The following is a 21032-nucleotide window of genomic DNA, read 5'->3' as shown; positions in this document are numbered from 1 at the left end:
GGCGTGCGGGGCAACCGCTTATAGCCGTGCCGGAGCGGCCAGGTCACCCACCAGGCCCTCGCTGACGAGCTCGAGGAACGCGTCGGCCACGGCCGGGTCGAACTGCGTACCGCGGCCCCGTTCGACCTCGGCGCGCGCGTCCGACACGGGCATCGCCGCCGCGTACGGGCGGTCCGCCAGCATCGCCGCCCACGCGTCGGTGACGGCCACTATCCGCGCCTCGATCGGGATCTGCTCGCCGGCCAGGCCCAGCGGGTAGCCCGTACCGTCGAAACGTTCGTGGTGTGCGGCGACGACGGCCGCGAGGTCGGGGCGTTGGCCGAGGTCCGTCAGGAGGCGGGCGCTCTCGACGGGGTGCTGGCGCAGCTGGTCCCACTCGGAAGACGTCAACGGCAGAGCCTTGCGCAGCACCGCATCGGCTACCGAGACCTTGCCGATGTCGTGCAGCCGCCCGGCCGCCGCGGCCCGGCGCAGCACAGTCATGTCCAGGCCCAGCCGTTCGGCGACCAGCAGCGACCAGCGCGATACCGCCGTGCTGTGCTCCTGCGGGCTCAGCGCCGCGTCGATCCGGTCCGCCAGCCACACCAGGCCGGTCGGCAGGTCGGGGTCGGCGTCGACCGGGTCGCTCAGCATCCCGGCCGCGACGACGCGGTTGCGTCCGTTGGCCTTCGCCTGGTACAGCGCCGCGTCCGCGTCGTGAACCAGGCCGTCCGGGTCCGTCACCGGGCGGGCGCCGCGGGTGCCGGCGGTGGCCACCCCGAGCGACACCGACAGCCGTACGCTGCGGCCCTGTCCGATGGCGACCTCGGTGCGGCCGATCGACTGGCGGATCTGCTCGGCGATCTCGATCGCGACCTCCTCGCCGACGCCGGGCAGCAGACAGCCGAACTCCTCACCGCCGTAGCGGGCCACGACATCGCTGGCCCGAACCGTCCCCCGGATGCGTTCGGCGATCCGGGCGAGCACCACGTCACCGGCGGGGTGGCCGTAGCCGTCGTTGACCTTCTTGAACTCGTCCAGGTCGAGCAGCAGAACGCTGAGCGGAGTGTCGGCCCGGTCGGCACGCTCCGCCTCGATGCGCAGCATCTCCTGGAAGAACCGCCGGTTGTAGACACCGGTGAGGCCGTCGGTGATGGCGAGGCGCTCCTGTTCGCGCAGTGCGGCGCGGAGTCGGGTGGCGAGCCGGGTGCGGTCGCGGATGATCAGCAGCTGTCGGGCCAGCAGCCCGGCGAACAGGGCCAGCAGTATCGCCAGCATGCCGCCGGTGATCGGGCCTTCGTCGAGGCGGTCGGTGAGGATCAGCACGGCAGCCGCGACCGCTGCGATGACCAGGGGCACCGCGGTCAGGTCGCGGGACCGCCGGCGTTCCCGCACCTCAGGCTCGGGACGGCGGATCGCCGCGATCGCGCCGAGCGAGAACAGGACCGCCTCGACCTGCCACCCGACGTTGATCCAGTTGCTGTCGATGTTCTGAGCGGCGATCGAGTACGCGTAGACCGCGTCGGTCACCCCGGCCACCGCGAAGCCGGCGCCGATCAGCACAGCCCAGGCCGGCAGGCGATGTCGCCCGGGCAGCCCGACGGCGGCCAGCAGGGTGACGATGGCCACACCGAAGAGTGGGTAGGCGAACGCCACGAAGTCCGCCAGCCGCGGCGCCTGGGGCAGCGACGGACCGATCGCCGACTGCCAGCCGATCGTGCCGAGCCCGAGGGCCAGCAGACCGGCGTCGAGCAGCCCGCGGATGTGGCGCAGGTGGCCGGTGCTGCCGAGGCCGACCAGGATCGCCGGGATCGCGAACACGTACGAGGACAGGTAGAAGAAGTCGGCGCTGGACACCGCGGGTGGCCCGCGCTGCACGACGTAGGTGTAGTAGACCCAGATCACCTCGCCGACCAGCCACAGCGTGTTGGAGACGGCGAGCAACGCCCAGGCGCTGCGGGTGCGACCGGTCGTGACGACGGCGGCGAAGATCGACAGGCCGACGGCCACCACGATCGGCACGAGGTAGGGCAGGTCGACCAGAGCGGTCGACGGATGCACCTGGGCGATCACCAGCAGGATGACGAACGCTAGCAACCACCCGGCGCCTACGACCGCGGCCCATCGCATCGCCCGGTCACCCCGGACGAATGAGACAAGTGACGCGGACTCCGACACCTATTGTCCCCCAACAATTACCTGGCGTTACGGACGACTGCCCAGTTAACGCCTCACGCAGGGTGGCTTCAAGAGATGCGGACAGTGAACCGGGACACCGCGCCGGCGGGGCGTCAGCGAGTGACCGCGAACATATAGCAGCCGTACGCGATGTTGCGGCTGTGCACCTGGACGACCGAGGGATCGGCGAAGATCTCGGCGATGGCCGCCTCCGGATCGGTGCCGTCGTGCACCCGGGTGGCCGGATGGATCCAACCCCGCGCGTCGTACGCCCGCAGCACCTGCCGGCGTCCCCGCCAGTCCGCCGGATAGCCGGCCGCCGGCCCGGTGGAACAAACAGCGGCATGTGCGAACACCGGACCGATCTCGCGGTACGGGCTGGCCGGCAGCACCGGCTCGTACCCGAAGAGGATCAGGCTCTCGCCCACCGAGGCGTCTCGAAGGCAGCACCGCAACGGCTCGCCGCCGGTCGCGACGACGGGCTCGACGGGGTGGCCGGAAACGTCGCGCCCGCTGGTGCGTACGCCGGAGAGGGTCTGCTCGGAGATCGCGTGGATTCGCATGGCCCAAGTCTTCGGCCCGTTGGGCCGCAAAGCTGGCGGCTTCCGGACGCGGCGCTGAGCCTGAGGCTCGCCAGCCGTGCGACACGCCGACAGAGGCACGGCTGGCGAGCGACGATCACGCTACGCCGTCAACGACCGTCACTGCCCGTCCGTGTGGGCGATGATCGCCGGCAACACGGTCGGCCACACCTGCCGGGGCGGGTACTCGTGGCCGACGCCCGGCATCGGCACCAGCCGAGCGCCCGGGATCTCCCGCGCCAGCGCCTCGCCGTGCGGGAACGGGAAGAACGGGTCCTCGGTGCCGTGCAACACGAGGGTCGGCACGGCGATGTCCGCCAAGGCGTGCGGATCCGGCGGTCCCTGCTCGAGGATCCAGTGGTTGGTCTGGCTGGCCGCGAAGTCGGTCGTGCGGTCGTAGGCGGTCGCCACCACCTCCCGCGCCTCCTCCGGGCTCACCGTCACCGAGCCGCCGAACGTCGCGAGATCGGCCACGACGCGCTCGATCGCGGCCGTCCGGTCGGTCCAGTCGGGGGCCGGCTGGCCGGCCGAGAACAGTTCCTGGATCCGTGCCTCGGGCGGCGGCAGCGGCGCGGCGTCCGCGGGTCGGGCCAGCGCGGCGCCGGTCGCGATCACCGTGATCGAGGCCACCCGGTCCGGCCGGGTGACCGCCAGCTCCTGGGCGACGCCACCGCCCATCGAGACGCCGACCAGGTGCGCTCGGGCGATGCCGAGCGCGTCGAGCACCCCTAGGGCGTCAGAGGTGAGGTCCATGCCGGTGTAGCCGGGCTTTCCGACGGGGTAGTTCGTCGACCGGCCGGTGTCACGGTTGTCGTAGCGGATGACGAAGCGGCCCGCGGCCGCCAACCCGGCGCAGAAGTCAACCGCCCAGAAGTCCATCGACGATGCCGCCCCGCCGAGGAGCAGGACGGCGGGGTCGCGGGCGTCGCCGAACGTCTCCGCACACAGCGTCGCATCGCCCACCGGCAGCATCTGCTCGGGCATCGCTCAGCGCTCCTTCGGCTCGTACCCCAGGTTCGGACGCAGCAGTCGTTCGGCCTCCGCGACCGGCACACCCAGCCGCTCCGCGTAGTCGCGAACCTGGTCCTCGCCGATCCGGCCGACCGCGAAGTAGCGGGCGCCCGGGTGAGCGAACAGCAGCGCGCTGACGCTTGAGGCTGGGATCATCGCGAAGTTCTCGGTCAGCTTCATGCCCGCGGTGCCGGCCTCCAGCAGGTCGAACTCCGCCTGCTTGAGGCTGTGGTCGGGGCTGGCCGGGTAGCCGAACGCCGGCCGGATGCCCCGGAACCGCTCGTGGTGCAGGTCGTCGAGGTCGGGTTCGACGCCGGGCTCGTACCACGCTCGCCGCGCCTCGAGGTGCACCCACTCGGCGAACGCCTCGGCCAGGCGGTCGGCCAGCGACTTGGCCATGATCGCGTGGTAGTCGTCGCCCTGCGCCTCGTAGGACGCCGCGAGCTCCTCGGCGCCGTGGATGGCCACCGCGAACGCGCCCAGGTGGTCGCCGGAAGGTGCCACGTAGTCGGCCAGGCAGCGCGCCGGCTTCGAGTCCTGCCGCTGCTGGCGCAGCATCGGGAAGCGGACGCCATGGTCGAGGACCACGTCGTCGCCCTCGCTGTGTGCCGGCCAGAAGCCGTAGACACCGCGGGCCTGGAGCAGCTCTTCGGCCTCGATGCGGTCGAGCAGGGCCTGGGCCTCGTCGAAGAGCTCGCGGGCCACCGGCTCGTCGAGAATCGCCGGGTACGTGCCTTTGAGCTCCCAGGCGATGAAGAAGAACCGCCAGTCGATCATCGCGCGGAGCGTCCGGATGTCCGGCGCCACCTGACGCAGCCCCGTGAACTCCGGGGTCGGCAGGTCGTCGAACGAGACCACCTCGCGGTTGGCCCGTGCGGTCGCGATCGGCACCAGCGGCCGCTTCTCGCGCTCGGCGTGCTGGTCGCGCAGCCGCTGCTGCTCGACCCGGTTGGCGGTGTCGAACTCCTCGACCCGCTCCGGATCGAGCAGGCCGGTCAGCACGCCGGCGACCCGGGAGGCGTCCTGCACGTGGACGGTCGAGCCGGTGTAGGCGGGCGCGACGCGTACCGCCGTGTGTTGGCGTGAAGTGGTCGCCCCACCGACCAGCAGCGGCAGCTTCATGCCGCGGCGCTCCATCTCGGCGGCCACCGAGACCATCTCGTCGAGCGAAGGGGTGATCAGACCGGACAGGCCGATCACGTCGGCTCCGACCGCCTCGGCGGTGTCGAGGATCGTGGCCGCCGGGACCATCACGCCGAGGTCGACGACGTCGTAGTTGTTGCAGCCGAGCACCACGCCCACGATGTTCTTGCCGATGTCGTGGACGTCGCCCTTGACGGTGGCCATCACGACGGTGCCGCGGCCCTTGCCAGCACCGTCGGAATCGGGCTCGACCGTGGCGACCTTCTCGGCCTGCAGATAGGGCTCCAGGTAGGCGACCGCGCGCTTCATCGCCCGCGCGCTCTTGACCACCTGCGGCAGGAACATCTTGCCGGCGCCGAACAGGTCGCCGACCACCTTCATGCCGCCCATCAGCGGGCCTTCGATCACGTCGAGGGAGCGGGCCGCGTCGCGCCGGGCCTCCTCGGTGTCGACCTCGATGAAGTCGACGATGCCGTGCACGAGGGCGTGCGCGAGCCGTTCGGCCACCGGCGCCTCGCGCCACGAGAGGTCGACGACCCGCTTGGTGCCCGAGCCGGTGACCGTCGCGGCGAACGTGACCAACCGGTCCGTGGCGTCCGCGCGGCGGTTGAAGATGACGTCCTCGACGAGCTCCAGCAGGTCGGCGGGGATGTCCTGGTAGACCGCGAGCTGACCGGCGTTGACGATGCCCATGTCGAGCCCGGCGCGCACGGCGTGGAACAGGAACGCCGAGTGCATCGCCTCGCGGACCACGTCGTTGCCGCGGAACGAGAACGACAGGTTGGAGATGCCACCGCTGGTGTGCGCGCCCGGGCAGCGCTCCTTGATCCGGGGCAGCGCCTCGATGAAGGCCTTGGCGTAGTCGTTGTGCTCCTCGATGCCCGTGGCCACGGCCAGCACGTTCGGGTCGAAGACGATGTCCTCGGCCGGGAAGCCGACCTGCTGGGTCAACAGGTCGTACGCGCGGCCGCAGATCTCGACCTTGCGGTCGGCGGTGTCGGCCTGGCCCTGCTCGTCGAACGCCATCACGACGACGCCGGCGCCGTAGTCGCGGATGCGGCGGGCGTGCGCCAGGAACTCGGCCTCGCCCTCCTTGAGGCTGATCGAGTTGACGACGCCCTTGCCCTGCACGCACTTGAGGCCGGCTTCGAGGACCTCCCAGCGCGAGCTGTCGACCATGATCGGGATCCGGGCTACCTCGGGCTCCGTGGCGATCAGGTTGAGGAACGTGGTCATCGCCTTGACGCCGTCGAGCAGGTCGGCGTCCATGTTGACGTCGAGGATGTTGGCGCCGCCGCGCACCTGGTCGAGCGCGACGTCGACGGCGCCCTGGTGGTCGCCACCCTCGATCAACCGGCGGAACTTGGCCGACCCGGTGACGTTGGTGCGCTCCCCGATGATCACGAAGCCGGTGTCGGGCGCGATCTCGAAGGGCTCGAGGCCGCTGAACCGGGTACGCGCCGGCGGGGTGGGCACGTCACGGTGCGCGATCCCCCGCACAGCCGCGGCGACCTGCTCGATGTGCGGCGGCGTGGTGCCGCAGCAGCCCCCGACGATGTTGACGAGGCCGGCCTGGGCGAACTCGCCGAGCGCGGCGGCGATCTCCTCGGGCGTCTGGTCGTAGCCACCGAACGCGTTGGGCAGCCCGGCGTTGGGGTGGCTGCTCACGTAGGTGCCGGCGACCCGGGCCAGCTCGGCCACGTAGGGGCGCACCTCGTGGGCGCCGAGCGCGCAGTTGACTCCGACGATCATCGGGTTGGCGTGCGCGATCGCGTTCCAGAACGCCTCGACCGTCTGGCCGGACAGCGTGCGTCCACTCTGGTCGACGATCGTCACCGAAATCCACAGTGGAACATCGGGTGCCACCTCGCGGGCCGCGGCGATGGCCGCCTTGGCGTTGAGCGTGTCGAAGATCGTCTCGATCAGGAACAGGTCGACGCCGCCCTCGGCCAGCGCCGCGAGCTGCTCGGCGTAGGCGGCCTTGACCTGGTCGAAGAGCACCGCGCGGTACGACGGGTCCTCCACCTTCGGCGACAGCGAGAGCGTCACGTTGAGCGGGCCGACCGAACCGGCGACGAACTTGCCACCGGCTTCGTCGGCGGCCTGCCGGGCCAGCCGTGCGCCGGCCAGGTTCATCTCGCGGACGTACGCCTCGAGGCCGTAGTCGGCCTGACCGATGCTGGTCGCGGTGAAGGTGTTGGTGGTCGTGATGTCAGCGCCGGCCGCCAGGTAGCGCCGGTGCACGTCGAGGATGAGGTCCGGCCGGGTCAGGTTGAGCAGGTCCGGGTCGCCCGTGACGTCGTGCGTGTGGTCGGTGAACCGGTCGCCGCGGTAGTCCTCCGGGGTCAGCTTCTCGCCCTGGAGCACCGTGCCCCACGCGCCGTCGAGCACCATGATCCGGCTGTCCAGCGCTTCTCGAAGGGCCGCCGCCCGGCTCCGCACATCGACCATCGCCGCATTCCCTCCGGTTGCCGACCCGCCCGCCGCTCGGGGAAATCCCGACCGCTGGAGCGACCGTCGAGAATACCCGGATCCGATGACGCCTTTCGGCCGGTGGACCGGAGTGTGAGCGGACTATCGCGCCAAACGCGCCAGAAGTCCGGAGGCCGCCACGATGCCCACCGCGGTCGCGAGGATCAGCACCGCGAAGTCCAACGGCAGGCGGGCCGACGTGCCGATCAGCAGGCCACGCAACGCTTCGACCTGGTAGCTCAAGGGGTTGACGTGGTTGACCACCTGCAGCCAACCGGGCATCAGCGACACCGGATACAGCGCGTTGGAAGCGAAGAACAACGGCATCATGATCGCTTGGCCGATTCCCATCATCCGGTCACGCGACAGCACCAGGCCGGCGATGGTGACCGACAGGCAGCAGAAGAACGCGGCACCGAGGAGCACGACGACGACCACACCGAGCAGCTTGAGCGGGTTGACGGTGAAGCGCACGCCGAGGAGCTCGGCTATCGCGTACACGACGACCGCCTGAGCCAACGCGCGGACACCGGCCGCGAACGCCTTGCCGGTGACCAGCGCGGCGCGCGGCGTCGGGGTGACCATGAGTTTGGCCAGCACACCGGCGTCGCGTTCCCAGATGATCTGGATGCCGTAGAAGATCGACACGAACAGCGCCGACTGGGCCAGCACGCCGGGCGCGAGGAAGTCGAGGTAAGGCACCCCGCCGGTCGGGATCGCGTGCAGCTTGGTGAACGTGACGCCGAAGATGACGAGCCAGAGCGCCGGTTGTACCGCCCGGGTGATCAGCTCGCTGCGGTCGTGGGAGAGCTTCTGGAGCTCGACGACGCAGAGCGCCACGACCCGCGACAGGACCAGCCGAGGCCCCATCCGGCGGTCGATGTCAACCGAGCCGGCCAGCGGTGCGGCGAGTGGCACGGACATCGCGCAGTCCTTTCTGTTCCTCTTCCAGCGAGCCACCGGAATACGCCCGGAAGACGTCCTCGAGCGTCCCGTCCTCGGCCCCTAGCTCTTCGATCAACTCGCGCGGGGTGCCGAGCTTGCCGAGCTTCCCGTGGTGCATCAGGCCGACGCGGTCGCAGGACTGTTCCGCTTCCTCCATGTAGTGCGTGGTCAACAGCACCGTCATGCCGGTCTCTTCGCGGACGGCGGCGATCCGCTCCCAGACGCTGCCGCGGGCGATCGGGTCGAGGCCGATGGTCGGCTCGTCGAGGATCAGCAGCTGGGGCGAGCTGACCAGGGCCTGGGCCAGCTCCAGCCGGCGGATCATGCCGCCCGAGTAGGTCTTCGCCAACCTGGCGGCGGCGTCGGTCAGCCCCATCATCTCCAGTGCCTCGGCGACCTTGTCCTTGCGCTGCCGACGCGGCACGTCGAACAGCCGGGCAAACAACGAGACGTTCTCGACGCCGGACAGGGACCCGTCCGCGGAGAGCTGCTGCGGCACGTAGCCGATCAGCCTGCGTACGGCCATGCGCCGCTTGGCGACATCAAGACCGAAAACCGAGATCACATCAGCGGGTACGGGCAACAGCGCCGTGATCGCCCGAATGGTGGTCGTCTTCCCGGCGCCGTTGGGGCCGAGCAACCCGAAGATCTCGCCCCGGAACACGGTCAGGTCGACGCCGTCGACGGCCTTGGTCTCGCCGAACTGATAGTGCAGACCCCGCACCGAAACCGCGGCCTCGCTCATACGTCCCTCCCCGGGTCGGTGACGTCGGCGCGGACCTGGTCGAGGAGCCGGCGCAACGCCGGCAGGGCCGCGGCGATGGCCGCCTGGTCTTCGGGGGCCGCGCGGTCCAGGGCCTGGCCGATCAGCGCCGCCCTCGCGGCGCGCCAGGCCGCGATCCGCTCCCGCGCCTTGTCCGTCAGCGTCAGCCGGGCCGCGCGCCGGTCGGCCGGGTCGGGCTCGCGGTGCAGCAGGCCTGCCTCGACGAGCTGGTTGACCAGGGTGCTGACCGAGTTGCCGGCCAGGTCGAGCGCCGACGCGGCGGCGGCGATGCCGATGCCCGGCTGGTTGGCGACCACGAACAGCAGCTCGCGTTGGGCTTCGGGCAGCGGCGACACCGCGACCGCGTCGGCCGTGCGGCGACGGGAGAGCCGGCGTAGGCCGGCGGTGATGGACATCAACTCGCCGACTACCTCCACGCTCTGCCTGCTGTCGGTCATCCTCACAAAGTACCTCGGTCACAGAGGTATTTCGCGGCGGCCCGGCCACCCGCACTTGTTGTCCGTTGTATGACCTAGAGCGAAGTTACGGTTTGCCGGAAGACGAGAATGGGGGTTCTCGTGCGCATTTCAATAGCCGAGGCACCAGCCGGCGGCGTGACGGTGGTGAAGCTCGCCGGCGAGCTCGGCGTGGACACCGCGGCGGAGCTGGCGACGGCGATCGAGGAACTACTCGATCGCCCGACCACCCGCATCGTCATCGACCTCGCGCTGCTCGGCTTCTGCGACTCGATCGGCCTGTCCACCTTCGTCGACGCCCATCGGCGCTGCGCGGCGGAGGGCGGCTACCTCGCGCTCGCGGCACCGTCGCCGTTCATGCACAAACTGCTCGGTGTGGTCGGCCTGACCCGCCAGGTCCCGACCTACGCGACGGTGGCGTCAGCCTGCGCGGACGGCGAAGAGGGCCGCCTGCGCTGACGCTAGGGACAGAGCAGCCTGCTCGGCCGCGCCCTCCAACGGCCGGTGAGGGAATGAAGTCCGATCGCGCTGAAGCCACTGGCGGACCGGCCCGTTTGGCCTGCGCCACCAACGGCTGCGGGGCGGGTAAGGCCGCTTGCGCTCACGTCAGGGCAGACCGGCCTGTCCGGCCCGCGCCACCGACGGCTGCAGCGCGAACAACGCCGACCGCGCTGGCCCGCTGGCAGACCAGCCCGTTCGCCATGCGCCCCAACCGCCCAAAGCACATACGGCGCCGCCGCGACCGCGACTGCGGCCAGGCCGGGAGTGCACCGATGCGGCGCTTTGACCCCACCGGCACCAGGCGGCAGGCATGACTTCTGTGCGGATTTTTCGGATTCAGGGGCTAATGTTAGGTGTAGCTATGGGATGAGGTGGGTCGGATGACTCGGTCCGTTTCAAGCAGGGGCACCTTGCCCAACGAGATGCGCCGCACCAAGATTGGCCTGTCGTGGGTCATGCTGATCGTCGGCCTGATTCTGCTGGCCTTCCTGTTGGTCTTCGTGCTGCAGAACCTCGACAGCGTGCGCATCCACTTCCTGACCGTCGACTTCACGATGCCGCTCGGTGTGGCCCTGTTGCTCGCCGCCATCGGTGGCGCACTGATCGCGTCGATCCCGTTCGCGGCCCGGATCTTGCAGCTCCGCCGAGCGACGCGCAAGGAACGCCACTGGCGTTGAGCGCCGCGCTAACTTGGCTGCATGACGAAGGTTCTTTACACCGCCGAAGCCCGCGTGTCCGGCGGCCGCTCGCACGGTCATGGCCGCACCTCCGACGGCGCGCTGGACGTCGATCTCCATACCCCTGTCGAGCTGGGTGGCGAGGGCGGCGGCACCAACCCCGAACAGCTCTTCGCGGTCGGCTACGCGGCCTGCTTCGAGTCGGCCCTGGCCGGCGTCGCCCGTCGCGCACACGTCGAGGCCGGCGACGCGACCATCGACGCCAAGGTCAGCTTGTCGCCCACCGGCACCGGCGCGTTCCAGTTGGCCGTCGAGCTCGACGTCACGGTCCCCTCGATCACGGACCAGGACCAGGCAGTCGAGCTGGTGCGCCTCGCCCACACCGTCTGCCCGTACTCGAACGCCACCCGAGGCAACATCGAGGTCACCCTGACCGCCAACGGCAAGCCGGTCGACTAGGCCAAACCCCCGGCCCGGTCGTGACATGAGCGGCAAACCGCGGGAAGTTGTCGCCGGCCGGGCCGCGGGTCTGTTGTACTCCACGTTGTGTCCGCCATTGACCACCTCCTGCACGCCAACGAGTCCTACGCCGAGACGTTCCCGGGGCCTCGCCCCCAACGGCCGAAGCTCCGGCTGGCCGTCGTCGCCTGCATGGACTCCCGGCTGGACCTGTTCGGCGCCCTCGGTCTGGAGATCGGTGACGCTCACCTGATCCGCAACGCCGGCGGCCTGCCGACCGAGGACGTGCTCCGGTCGCTGGCGGTCAGCCAGCGGTCCCTCGGCACCCGCGAAGTCGTGATCATCCATCACACCGAGTGCGGGATGGAGGGCTTCGACGACGACGCGTTCCGCGAGCGCCTCACGAAGGAAACCGGCGTCGAGCCCCACTGGAACGTGCCGGGTTTCAGCGACATCCGGCAAACCGCCCGAAAGTCGATCGCGACGGTACGCGGCTGCACCTGGTTGCCGCACCGCGACGACGTACGCGGCTTCGTGTTCGACATCGCCACCGCACGCCTCGAAGAGGTCGCGGCCGACTAGGGCGAGACACGCCCTAACGCAGCTTCGGCAGCACCTCGGTCGCGATCCGCTCGACCATCGCCGGGTCGTCGCTCCAGACCGGGTCGCCCGGCCGCGGGTGGTGGAAGACCAGGTCGGTGAACCCGAGCTCCTGGTAGCGCCCGACCAGGTCGACGAACGCGTCGACGCTGGCCAGCGGCCTGTCGGCGCCGTTGTCGGACAGCAGGATCCGATCGATCTGCCGACCCGACTCGTCGAGCCGCGCGGCATTGGCCCGGATCTTCTCGGGGTCGCCCTCGGTGATCCACGCGTCGGCGTACGCGATGACGGTCTTCATGGTCCTCGGCCCACCGGCGGCGACAGCCAACGGCAGGCGCGGCCGCTGCACGCAGCCTGGAATCATCCGGGCCTCGTCGACCGTGTAGTAGTCGCCGCGGCGTGAGGTCGCGGGCTCGCGAAGCAACTGGTCGACGGTGCCGACGAACTCGTCGAGGCGGGCCGCCCGCTCCCCCGGCGTGAGCACCTCCCCACCGAGCACGGTCGCGTCGAACCCGATCCCACCAGCGCCGATGCCGAGCGTGAGTCGGCCGTCACTGATGTGATCGAGGGTCATGGCCTCCTTGGCCAGCGTGACGGGATGCCGGAAGTTGGGCGAGGACACCATGGTCCCGAGCCCAATCCGCTCGGTCTTCGCGGCGATCCCGGTCAACCACGGCATGGCGGCGTGCCAGGTGTGCTCGCGATAGCGACGCCAGGAGAGATGGTCGTACGTCCAGAGATGGTCATAGCCCATCTCCTCGATCCGCCGAGCCAACGCGACGCTTTCGGGCCAGGGATCGGCCGGCAGCAGAAGAACCCCGATTCGCACCCGCCGACCCTACCCAGTCAGGATGAATCGAGGTCCTTGACGAAGATCCGGCACAGGTCGGGCACCGTTCCTACCGTGCCGTCCGGTGCGTACTCCTCCCGAACGGTTTCGGCGATCCCGTGCTCCCATTCGCGGTAGCCGAGGCGGGTCCACCAACCGGCCACCTGGTCCTCGTCGAGGTCGACGCCCGCGGCCAGCCGGCCGGCCATCCGCACCTCGTCGAGCTCCTCGGCCTCCCGGACCAGCGCCTTGCCCCGGCCTCGATTGCGCAGCCCGGGCACCACGTGCAGGCGATGCACGAACGGAACGCCGGGCAGATGGAGCCGGACCAGGTCTTCGTCGGCCGGTTCCCAGGTGACGTAGACGGCTCCCGTGGGCTCTTCGCCCTCCCAGGAGGTGAGGATGACGCCCTGACGTTTCAGGCGGTGGCGGTAGAAGGCCGTCCGCTCCGGGCCGAGGACACGCTCCAGGTAGAGCATGTCCTCAGCGGACGCCGGTCGGATCTCCACATGGACATCGTGCCGGTCGAAGGTGAAGTCGTGTCAGGTCCGCTTATGCGCGAACCGCCACGACGGCCATCACGACCGCGACGCCGACCACCCCGGGCAGACGCTCGCAGCACGCCTGCGCGCGCTCCGGGCCAGCGAGTGGCCGGAGCCGGTGAAGCAGCACCAGGTGGCCCGTGCGCTCGGCGTGAGTGTCCCACTGGTGTCGTCCTGGGAGCGCGCCGAGGCCGTGCCGCCGACTGAACGAATCGCCGCCTACGCACACTTCTTCGCGACCCCGCGGTCTCTCGAGGACGGTCGAGTGGCCTTGCGGGACGACCTGTCGGCGGAGGAGCAGGCTCGGCGGCAGGAACTCGAGGACGAGCTGACGGCACTGCGCGCCGCGGCAACCGGTGGCGCCCCGGTCTCACCGGCGTTGCACAACTATCCGCCCGCGGCCGGGCCGTGGCATTTCGCGGACGGGGCGCCCGTCACGATCGTCTGCGGCGAGCTCCCGCCCGACCAGCGGGCGGACGCGACCTACACGGATCCCGACAGCCCTGACTACATGGACCTCTACCGGTACGCCGACGTGGACTCGCTGGTCGAGCTCCAGGGACACGTTCGTGCGGCCAACCCGCGCAGCGAAGTCTCGTTCACGCTCACGTCGTTGTTAAGACCGGACCACCTCACCACCCACCTGGTGCTTCTCGGTGGCATCGACTTCAACAAGGTGACCCTCGCCGTGCTGGACTCGCTGGGCACTCCCGTCCGGCAACAGACGCGGCCGACCGACAAGGACGAAGGCGCGTTCGAGGTGCGCACCACTGGAGCCGAGCATCGGCCGGTCATCGAGAAGGACGGGCCGCGACGCGTCCTGGTCGAGGACGTGGCCCATTTCTGCCGTGGCCGGAACCCGTACAACGCTCTGCGGACCGTGACCGTGTGCAACGGCATGTTCGGGCGAGGGGTGTACGGCGCGGTCCGCGCGTTGACCGACGCCCGCTTCCGAGACCGCAACGCGGCTTACGTGGAAAGCAACTTCGCCGAAGCGCGCACATACAGCATCCTGGCCCGGGTCAAGGTGGTGGGCGGCAAAGTGGTGACGCCGGACTGGACCATCTCCGACAACATCCTCCACGAGTGGTCGGAGTGACCGCGCGGCTCGCTCGGCGACCGGAGATCGCGGCCAAGCCGCGCCATCACCTGTCACATGCCAGCCTGCTCCATCGCGTCGACAAGCCGACACAACTCGCGGATCTTGACGCGATCATCGTGCCCACCGCACGACCGACCGCTTATCTCGGCTACGCGCTCAGTGTCGCCAAGGACCTCGGCTGCCCGGTCGTCGCGCTGTGCAGCCTGCGGGCCAACGCGGACGAGGCGTACCAGGCGGCCCGGCGGTTGGGTGTACGCCTCATCGCGACCGACGTGCACGGAGGCGCGGTGCTGCCGCGGTTCCGGACGTCGGCTCTGCTCTCCCGCAGCCGATTCCGCCGGCGGGGCGACCTGAGCCTCAAGCGGAACGTCGGACTGGCGCTGTCGAAGATGCTGGGCTGGAACCGCATCGCATTTCTGGACGACGACATCAGGTCGGTGCGTCCCGACGACATGCGCGCCGCCGCAGGTCTGCTCGATCGGTTCAACATGGTCGGCTTGCGCAACGCCGGCTTCCCCGACAACTCGGTGGTCTGCCACGCGTTGCGCGCCGTGGGTGTCAAGCAGGGCATGTTCGTCGGCGGTGGGGCGATGGCGGTGCCGGCCGGCCGGACCACGACCTTCTTTCCCGACATCTACAACGAAGATTGGTTCTTCCTGCTGAGCGAAGACGGCCTGAGCCGCATCGCCGTCACCGGCCGGATGGTGCAGGAGGCGTACGAGCCGTTCCGCACCGCCGACCGCGCCCGGGAGGAGGAGCTCGGCGACTGTCTCGCCGAGGGCATCTACGGGCTCCTCGACGACGGCGGCAAGGTCGGCGACGCCGACCACGACTTCTGGGCCGCGTTCCTCGCGGACCGGCAGGCCATGGTCGACCGGATCATCGCGGCTCTACCCGGCCGTTCGAACCTCACCGACGAGGAGAAGCGGCGGATCGCCGAGGCGATGCGGGCTTCCCACGGCCGGCGCCTGTTCGTCACTCCCGAGTTGTGCGTGTCCTACCTTCGCGCGCTGGAGGCGGACCGGGCGATCTGGCGCGACCACGTCGACCGGTTGCCGACGGACCTCAAACCGCGCTCGGCGCTGCAGCACCTAGGGCTGACGTCCAGTCATGTCCACCGACCACGCTGAGGACACGTCGCCGCAGGTCGGTCTAGGGTTTGCTGGTGACTGACGTTCTGCTGCCGGCGCTGCCGGAGGACTGGGACCGGGCCATGGCTGTGGCCGCGCACCCGGACGACATCGAATACGGCACCGCCTCCGCCATCGCGCGTTGGACGGCGCAGGGCAAAACGGTGACCTACCTGCTCGCCACCCGTGGCGAGGCCGGCATCGACTCGATGTCGCCGAAGGAAGCCGCGCCGTTGCGTGAGCAGGAGGAGCGGGCCGGGGCGGCCGAGGTCGGCGTCGACGTCGTCGAGTTCCTCGACCACCGCGACGGCGTCGTCGAATACAGCACGGCGCTGCGGCGCGACATCACCCGGTCGATCCGGCGGCACAAGCCTGAGGTGATCCTCTCCGGGGCCTTCTCGGTCCGGATGATCGGTGGCATGACCAACCAGGCTGACCACCGGGCCGTCGGCCTGGCCGCACTCGACGCGGCCCGCGACGCGGGCAACCGGTGGATCTTCCCGGAGCTCGAGGACGAGGGCCTGGAGCCGTGGAACGGCGTGCGGTTCGTCTGCTTCGCGGGCGCCGAACGCCCCAGCCACGGCGTCGACATCACCGGTGAGCCGCTCCAGCGCGGGATCCTCTCGCTCGCCGCGCACGACGCGTACACCAAGGGGCTTGGCGCTTCGGGTCCCGAGCCGGGACCGTTCCTGACCTGGATGGCGGGCATGGCCGGGCCGGCGCTCGGGGTGCAGCACGCGGTGCTCTTCGACGTGCACGCGCTGCGCTTCGAAGGCCCGCCGCCGTGGGCGCAGGGCACGCAACCGCCGGTTGTCACCGAGATCTGACCACTCGACACCTAGCGCGACACCCTCGTCACCGTGTAGAAACGGGTCGATGTGAGAGAGCGCTCTCACGTCCCGTCCCCGTTAAGGCAGGTCGATGAGAAACGTCCGTTTCATCGCAGCCGCCGCTACAGCGGTCACGTTGACTGCTGCTGGCGTACTCGCCGTACCCGGCAGCGCCGCCGCACATCGCGGTGGGCCCGACTTCGGTCCCAACGTCTTCGTCTATGACCCGAGCACGCCGGCCGCCGAGATCCAGGCCAAGTTCGACGAGCTGTTCGCACAGCAAGAGAAGAACGAGATGGGCACCAACAGGTACGCGGTGCTCTTCAAGCCCGGCCACTACGACGTCAATGCCCGGCTCGGCTACTACACCACCGTCTCCGGGCTCGGGCGCAACCCGGCCGATGTCGACATCACCGGGGCCGTGCGGGTGGTCGGCCAGGTCAACCCCAACGTGCCCGGTGGCGTCTCGGCCCTGACCAACTTCTGGCGGTCGGCCGAGAACTTCACGGTGACCCCGACCGACTGGTCCAACCAGTGGGCGGTGTCGCAGGCGTCGCCGATGCGACGCGTACACGTCAAGGGGATCCTCTGGTTGGAACCTGGCAACGGGGGCTACTCCAGCGGCGGGTTCATCGCCAACTCCAAAGTGGATGGCATCACCATCAACGGGTCGCAGCAGCAGTGGCTGACCCGCGACAGTGAACTCGGCGACGCCTGGACCAACGGTGTGTGGAACCAGGTGTTCTCGGGTGTCACGGGCGCGCCGCCGACCGGCTTCCCGAACCCGCCCTACACGACCCTCGCCAGCAGTCCGGTCAGTCGCGAGAAGCCCTACCTGTTCGTCGACGAGCGCGGCAAGTACCGGGTGTTCGTACCCTCGTTGCAGCACGACACGGCCGGCACCACCTGGTCCGACGGCAGCGAGCCGGGGTCGTCCATCTCGATCGACGACTTCTTCGTCGCCAAGCCGACCGACAGCGCGGCGCGGATCAACCTGGCCCTCGCGCTGGGCAAGAACCTGCTCCTCACGCCCGGCGTCTACCACCTCGACCGGCCGCTGCGCGTGCTGCACAAGAACACCGTGGTGCTCGGGCTCGGCATGCCCAGCCTGGCTCCGGACACCGGCGAGGCGGCGCTGAAGATCGCTGACGTCGACGGGGTCAAGGTGGCGGGGGTGCTGGTCGACGCCGGCGCGCGCGAGTCCGACACGCTGATCGAGGTCGGATCCCGGTTCTCGCGCGCCGACCACTCGCGGAACCCGACCTCGCTGCAGGACGTGTTCATCCGGATCGGCGGGCCGTGGGTCGGCCGGGCGCGCACGAGCATGGTGGTCAACAGCGACGACACGATCCTGGAGAACATCTGGGCGTGGCGTGGCGACCACGGCAACGGCATCGGCTGGACCCAGAACACCGCCGACGTGGGCGTGGTGGTCAACGGCGACGACGTCACCGCGTACGGCCTCTTCGTCGAGCACTACCAGAAGTGGCAGACGATCTGGAACGGTGAACGCGGCCGGACGATCTTCTACCAGAGCGAGATGCCGTACGACCCGCCGAGCCAGGCCGCGTGGACCAGTCCGACGGGTCCCGGCTGGGCGTCGTACAAGGTCACGCCTTCGGTCCGCAACCACGAGGCGTGGGGGCTGGGCGTGTACTCGTACTTCAACCAAGGTGTCGACATCCGTGCCGCGCGCGGCATCGAGGTGCCTTCGCGGTCGGGGGTGCGGTTCCACAACATGATCACCGTCTTCCTGGACGGCAGTGGTGGCATCGAACGCACGATCAATGACGCGGGTACGCCCTGCGTGGGCTCGTTCAGCACGAGCGCACTGACGGAGTACCCGGGCTGACGGGCACGAGGGCTCGCGCGGACCGGGCGCGAGCCCTCGGGCCTTCAGGAGCACGAACGCCGCGTCGTACGGGCTTGGCCTGACAGGCCTCGAAGGCTCCAGCCGAACGGGCACGGCCCTGCCCGGCCGGCCCCGGACGCGCGAAGGCCCGCGCCGAACCGGCGCGCGCCTGCAGACCGCCGAACGCGCGAAGGCCCGCGCCGAACCGGCGCGGGCCTGCAGACCGCCGAACGCGCGAAGGCCCGCGCCGAACCGGCGCGGGCCTTCGTCGTTCCCCCGATCAGACCGTGACCACTGTCCGGTCCTCGGCCTCGTCCTCCTCGTCGATCGCTACCGGCTGCTTCTTGAGGCCCGGCAGCAGCCAGGCGGTGAGCAGCGCGCCCAGCGCGGCCAGCCCCGCGCCGGCCAGCAGGGCCAGCTTGAAGCCGTCCGTGGCCGCGATCGATGGATCGTTCCCGCTGGTCAGCGACGACGTCGTAGCCGCCGTGGCCACGGCGACCGTGATCGCCAGGCCGATCGAACCGCCGACCTGCTGGGTGGTGTTGATCAGGCCGGAGGCCAGACCCGACTCGTCCCGCCGGGCACCGGCCGTAGCGGCCAGCGTCACCGGGATGAACATCAACGCACCACCGACGCCGGCCAGCAGCGAAGGCCCGAGCAGCTCGGTCCAGTAGCTGCCCTGTGCCGTCAGCAGCGACAGCCAGACCAGCGAACCCGCGGTGATCACCATGCCGATCAGCAGCGGCGTCTTGAACCCGAGCTTGGTGACCCAGCGCGAGGTAAGCCCGGCGAACGCGATCAGCGCGATCGCGAACGGAAGCTGGCCGAAACCGGCCTTGATCGGGCTGTAGCCCCAGACCTGCTGCATGAACAGCGTCAACACGAAGAACATCGGGAACACCGAGCCGGTCACCAACAGCGCGATCAGGTTGGCGCTGCGCAGCGTCTTCTGGCGGAAGACGTGCATCGGCACCAGCGGGTGCTTGGCCCGCGACTCGATCACCACGAACGCGACGAGCAGCGCGATCGCGACGGCCGCGGAGGTGATGGTCTGCGCCGACAGCCAGCCGGCGTTGTTGCCGTCGACCAGCGCGTACACGCCGAGTGCGAGACCACCGGTGACCGTGATCGCGCCCATCACGTCGAAACCGCTCGCGGTGACGCGGTCCCGTGCGGCTGGGAGCAGCCGCGGTGCGAGAGCCAGCGCGGCGATGCCGATCGGCACGTTGACCCAGAGGACGGCTTCCCAACCGATCCATTCGGTGAGTACGCCGCCCAGGATCGAGCCCGCCGCGGCGCCACCGCCGGCGACCGCGCCCCAGACGCCGAGCGCGCGGTTGCGCTCAGCACCGGCCGGGAAGATGGTCATGAGCAGCGACAATGCTGCCGGTGCCACCAGGGCGGCGCCGATGCCCTGCGCCGCGCGGGCGGTCACCAGCATGCCCGGGTTCTGCGCGAGCCCGCCGACGACCGACGCCGCGACGAAGAGCCCGAGGCCGGCCATGAACATCCGGCGTCTGCCGAGGATGTCGCTGACCCGCCCGCCCAGCAGCAGGAAGCCGCCGAAGGTCAGCGTGTAGGCGTTGGTCACCCAGGACAGCGAGTCCTGGGAGAAGTTCAGTTCGCGGCCGATCGACGGAAGCGCGACGTTGACGATCGACGCGTCGAGGACCAGGACGAATTGGGTAACCGCGAGCAAGGCCAGGGCCCAGGTCTTGTGCGGCGTGGCACTTTCCGCGCGACTCATCAGCGCGATCCCCCCGAATGGTTGAAGTGGAAGTCGAATTCCGCTTCCGGTATGTTCGAACCTACGGAATCGAGATTCCGGTTGTCAATCGGATTCGGTAGGATCGACGTGATGACCACCACAGCCCAGCCCGGCCAGCCCTCGGCGGCGAGAAGTCTTCGCCCCGTGCTGGCCGGCGCACCTCGGCCGATGCGCGGCGACGCTGCCCGCAACCGCGCCCGGGTGCTCGACGCCGCCCGCGCCGCCTTCGCCGAAGACGGCGCCGAGGTGCAGATGGAGCAGATCGCCAGACGCGCCGGGGTCGGCGTGGGCACGCTCTACCGCAACTTCCCCACGAAGCAGGCGTTGATCAACGAGCTGGCGCAGCGCTGGATGGACGAACGGGTCGAAATCGCCGACGAGGCACTCTCGATGCCGGACCCGGCGGAGGCGTTCGGCTGGTTCGTCCGCCGCACAGCCGAGGACATGGCCGGCGACGCGGGCCTGTGCCACATGTTCGGCGAGGTCTCCGGCGGCAACTGCGACCTGCCGGACCTGCTGGCGGAGCGCACGGACATCCTGCTCGAGCGCGCCCGCGAGGTGGGAGCGGTCCGCGCCGACGTGAGCGTCAGCGACTTCCAGGCAATCCTCGGCGGCCTGTCCGCGGCGATCGCCCAGACGGAGAAGTGGGAGCTCTTCGCCGAAATGCTGATCACCGGCCTACGCGCCCCGGCTGCCCCCTGCCCGTAGGACGGGTTCGTGGCGAGCTTGACCTCGCGCGGGTTGACCGTCGCGACTCCGACGACGTGAGGGTCGGAGTCGCGCTGAAGGCAAATCGGCCCCATCAGAGCCCCGCCCGTTGCGTTGTTGCGGCGACCTCGTCAGCCGCTCGCGGTCCCGGCATGCGCCAGCACCACCGCGCCGCGGTTCGCACTGCCGAACCTTTGGAAAGGGGCGGCAAGAGGCCGCGGACCGGCGGCCCTTGGAAGGGCAGAATGGCAAAGAGGCCGAGACCGGCGGGGTGAGTAAGCGCTCACTCTTCCGACCGACAGACCCCGACAACGCCGCGAGTTGCCCGGTTCGTGCGGCACTCCGCCGCAAGCACCCGCGAAGTTGGTAAGCGCTCACCCCCTCAAGGGTCAGCCAGCGCTCACCCTTTTAGTGAGTACCGAGTCCACTACCTCGATGGGGTAGCGAGTGCACTGCCCCGCCCGCTCGTGCGGTGCCCGGCCGCGC

General features: G+C 69.9%; 19 protein-coding genes. 9 read left to right on the top strand and 10 right to left on the bottom strand.

The annotated features are described in order from the left end of the window. Positions 1-18 precede the first annotated feature (18 nt). The 7 genes from AB0J88_RS29565 to AB0J88_RS29535 form a co-directional block, all read right to left on the bottom strand. Positions 19-2109, bottom strand: coding sequence for a diguanylate cyclase (locus AB0J88_RS29565; RefSeq protein WP_364349774.1), 2091 nt, complete (start codon positions 2107-2109; stop codon positions 19-21). A 161-nt stretch (positions 2110-2270) separates the two neighbouring features. Beyond that, a complete protein-coding gene (locus tag AB0J88_RS29560; protein ID WP_364349777.1) occupies positions 2271-2720 on the bottom strand; it encodes a DUF1203 domain-containing protein in 450 nt (149 codons plus the stop codon). A gap of 138 nt (positions 2721-2858) precedes the next feature. Then, positions 2859-3722, bottom strand: coding sequence for an alpha/beta hydrolase (locus tag AB0J88_RS29555; protein ID WP_364349779.1), 864 nt, complete (start codon positions 3720-3722; stop codon positions 2859-2861). Positions 3723-3725: 3 nt separating this feature from the next. Continuing rightward, positions 3726-7343 carry a methionine synthase gene (gene metH / locus AB0J88_RS29550; RefSeq protein WP_364349781.1) on the bottom strand — a complete coding sequence of 1206 codons (3618 nt, stop codon included), beginning with the start codon at positions 7341-7343 and terminating at the stop codon, positions 3726-3728. A gap of 123 nt (positions 7344-7466) precedes the next feature. Further along, positions 7467-8288 (bottom strand): ABC transporter permease, encoded by an 822-nt coding sequence (locus AB0J88_RS29545; RefSeq protein WP_364349784.1) that lies wholly within the window; start codon positions 8286-8288, stop codon positions 7467-7469. Next, the gene (locus AB0J88_RS29540) at positions 8248-9054 is read right to left on the bottom strand and encodes an ATP-binding cassette domain-containing protein (protein ID WP_364349787.1); all 807 of its coding nucleotides are present in this window, start codon (positions 9052-9054) and stop codon (positions 8248-8250) included. Before AB0J88_RS29540 ends, AB0J88_RS29545 begins: the two co-directional genes overlap by 41 nt. Continuing rightward, positions 9051-9530 (bottom strand): MarR family winged helix-turn-helix transcriptional regulator, encoded by a 480-nt coding sequence (locus AB0J88_RS29535; RefSeq protein WP_364349790.1) that lies wholly within the window; start codon positions 9528-9530, stop codon positions 9051-9053. Before AB0J88_RS29535 ends, AB0J88_RS29540 begins: the two co-directional genes overlap by 4 nt. Positions 9531-9650: 120 nt before the next feature. Here AB0J88_RS29535 and AB0J88_RS29530 point away from each other — a divergent pair, with 120 nt between their 5' ends. From AB0J88_RS29530 to AB0J88_RS29515, 4 genes are all read left to right on the top strand, one after another. After that, positions 9651-10007, top strand: a complete 357-nt coding sequence (locus tag AB0J88_RS29530) for an STAS domain-containing protein (RefSeq protein WP_364349793.1) — start codon at positions 9651-9653, stop codon at positions 10005-10007. Between the two features lie 422 nt (positions 10008-10429). After that, positions 10430-10726: a lipopolysaccharide assembly protein LapA domain-containing protein gene (locus AB0J88_RS29525; RefSeq protein WP_364349796.1), complete on the top strand. Its 297-nt coding sequence runs from the start codon at positions 10430-10432 to the stop codon at positions 10724-10726. Between the two features lie 21 nt (positions 10727-10747). Further along, positions 10748-11185: an organic hydroperoxide resistance protein gene (locus AB0J88_RS29520; RefSeq protein WP_364349799.1), complete on the top strand. Its 438-nt coding sequence runs from the start codon at positions 10748-10750 to the stop codon at positions 11183-11185. Positions 11186-11272: 87 nt separating this feature from the next. Next, positions 11273-11767, top strand: coding sequence for a carbonic anhydrase (locus AB0J88_RS29515; protein WP_364349801.1), 495 nt, complete (start codon positions 11273-11275; stop codon positions 11765-11767). Positions 11768-11780: 13 nt separating this feature from the next. Here the strand turns inward: AB0J88_RS29515 and AB0J88_RS29510 are convergent, their stop codons facing one another. Next, entirely contained in the window at positions 11781-12614 is an 834-nt protein-coding gene (locus AB0J88_RS29510) for an LLM class flavin-dependent oxidoreductase (RefSeq protein ID WP_364349804.1), read from the bottom strand. A gap of 17 nt (positions 12615-12631) precedes the next feature. Then, positions 12632-13123: a GNAT family N-acetyltransferase gene (locus AB0J88_RS29505; RefSeq protein WP_364349807.1), complete on the bottom strand. Its 492-nt coding sequence runs from the start codon at positions 13121-13123 to the stop codon at positions 12632-12634. A 22-nt stretch (positions 13124-13145) separates the two neighbouring features. Between AB0J88_RS29505 and AB0J88_RS29500 the strand changes: the two genes are divergently transcribed. The 4 genes from AB0J88_RS29500 to AB0J88_RS29485 all read left to right on the top strand — a co-directional run bounded on the left by AB0J88_RS29500 (position 13146) and on the right by AB0J88_RS29485 (position 18070). Next, a complete protein-coding gene (locus AB0J88_RS29500) occupies positions 13146-14255 on the top strand; it encodes a helix-turn-helix transcriptional regulator (RefSeq protein ID WP_364349810.1) in 1110 nt (369 codons plus the stop codon). Beyond that, a complete protein-coding gene (locus tag AB0J88_RS29495) occupies positions 14243-15388 on the top strand; it encodes a hypothetical protein (protein WP_364349813.1) in 1146 nt (381 codons plus the stop codon). The genes AB0J88_RS29500 and AB0J88_RS29495 overlap by 13 nt, the downstream gene beginning before the upstream one ends. Positions 15389-15423: 35 nt before the next feature. Beyond that, a complete protein-coding gene (locus AB0J88_RS29490; protein WP_364349816.1) occupies positions 15424-16215 on the top strand; it encodes a PIG-L family deacetylase in 792 nt (263 codons plus the stop codon). 94 nt (positions 16216-16309) lie between these two features. Further along, complete coding sequence (locus tag AB0J88_RS29485; RefSeq protein WP_364349819.1) at positions 16310-18070, top strand: adenylyl cyclase; 1761 nt, start codon at positions 16310-16312, stop codon at positions 18068-18070. Between the two features lie 280 nt (positions 18071-18350). On the opposite strand, the gene AB0J88_RS29480 is transcribed toward AB0J88_RS29485, so the two are convergent. Further along, a complete protein-coding gene (locus tag AB0J88_RS29480; protein ID WP_364349822.1) occupies positions 18351-19817 on the bottom strand; it encodes an MFS transporter in 1467 nt (488 codons plus the stop codon). A 111-nt stretch (positions 19818-19928) separates the two neighbouring features. Here AB0J88_RS29480 and AB0J88_RS29475 point away from each other — a divergent pair, with 111 nt between their 5' ends. After that, complete coding sequence (locus AB0J88_RS29475) at positions 19929-20546, top strand: helix-turn-helix domain-containing protein (protein ID WP_364349825.1); 618 nt, start codon at positions 19929-19931, stop codon at positions 20544-20546. Positions 20547-21032 lie beyond the last annotated feature (486 nt).

Origin of the sequence: Asanoa sp. NPDC049475 (genome assembly GCF_040676915.1) — a bacterium.
In the GTDB taxonomy this organism is placed as follows: Bacteria; Actinomycetota; Actinomycetes; order Mycobacteriales; family Micromonosporaceae; genus Asanoa.
Note: the sequence above shows the minus strand (reverse complement) of the source record. Positions and strands in the feature narration are given on the sequence as shown.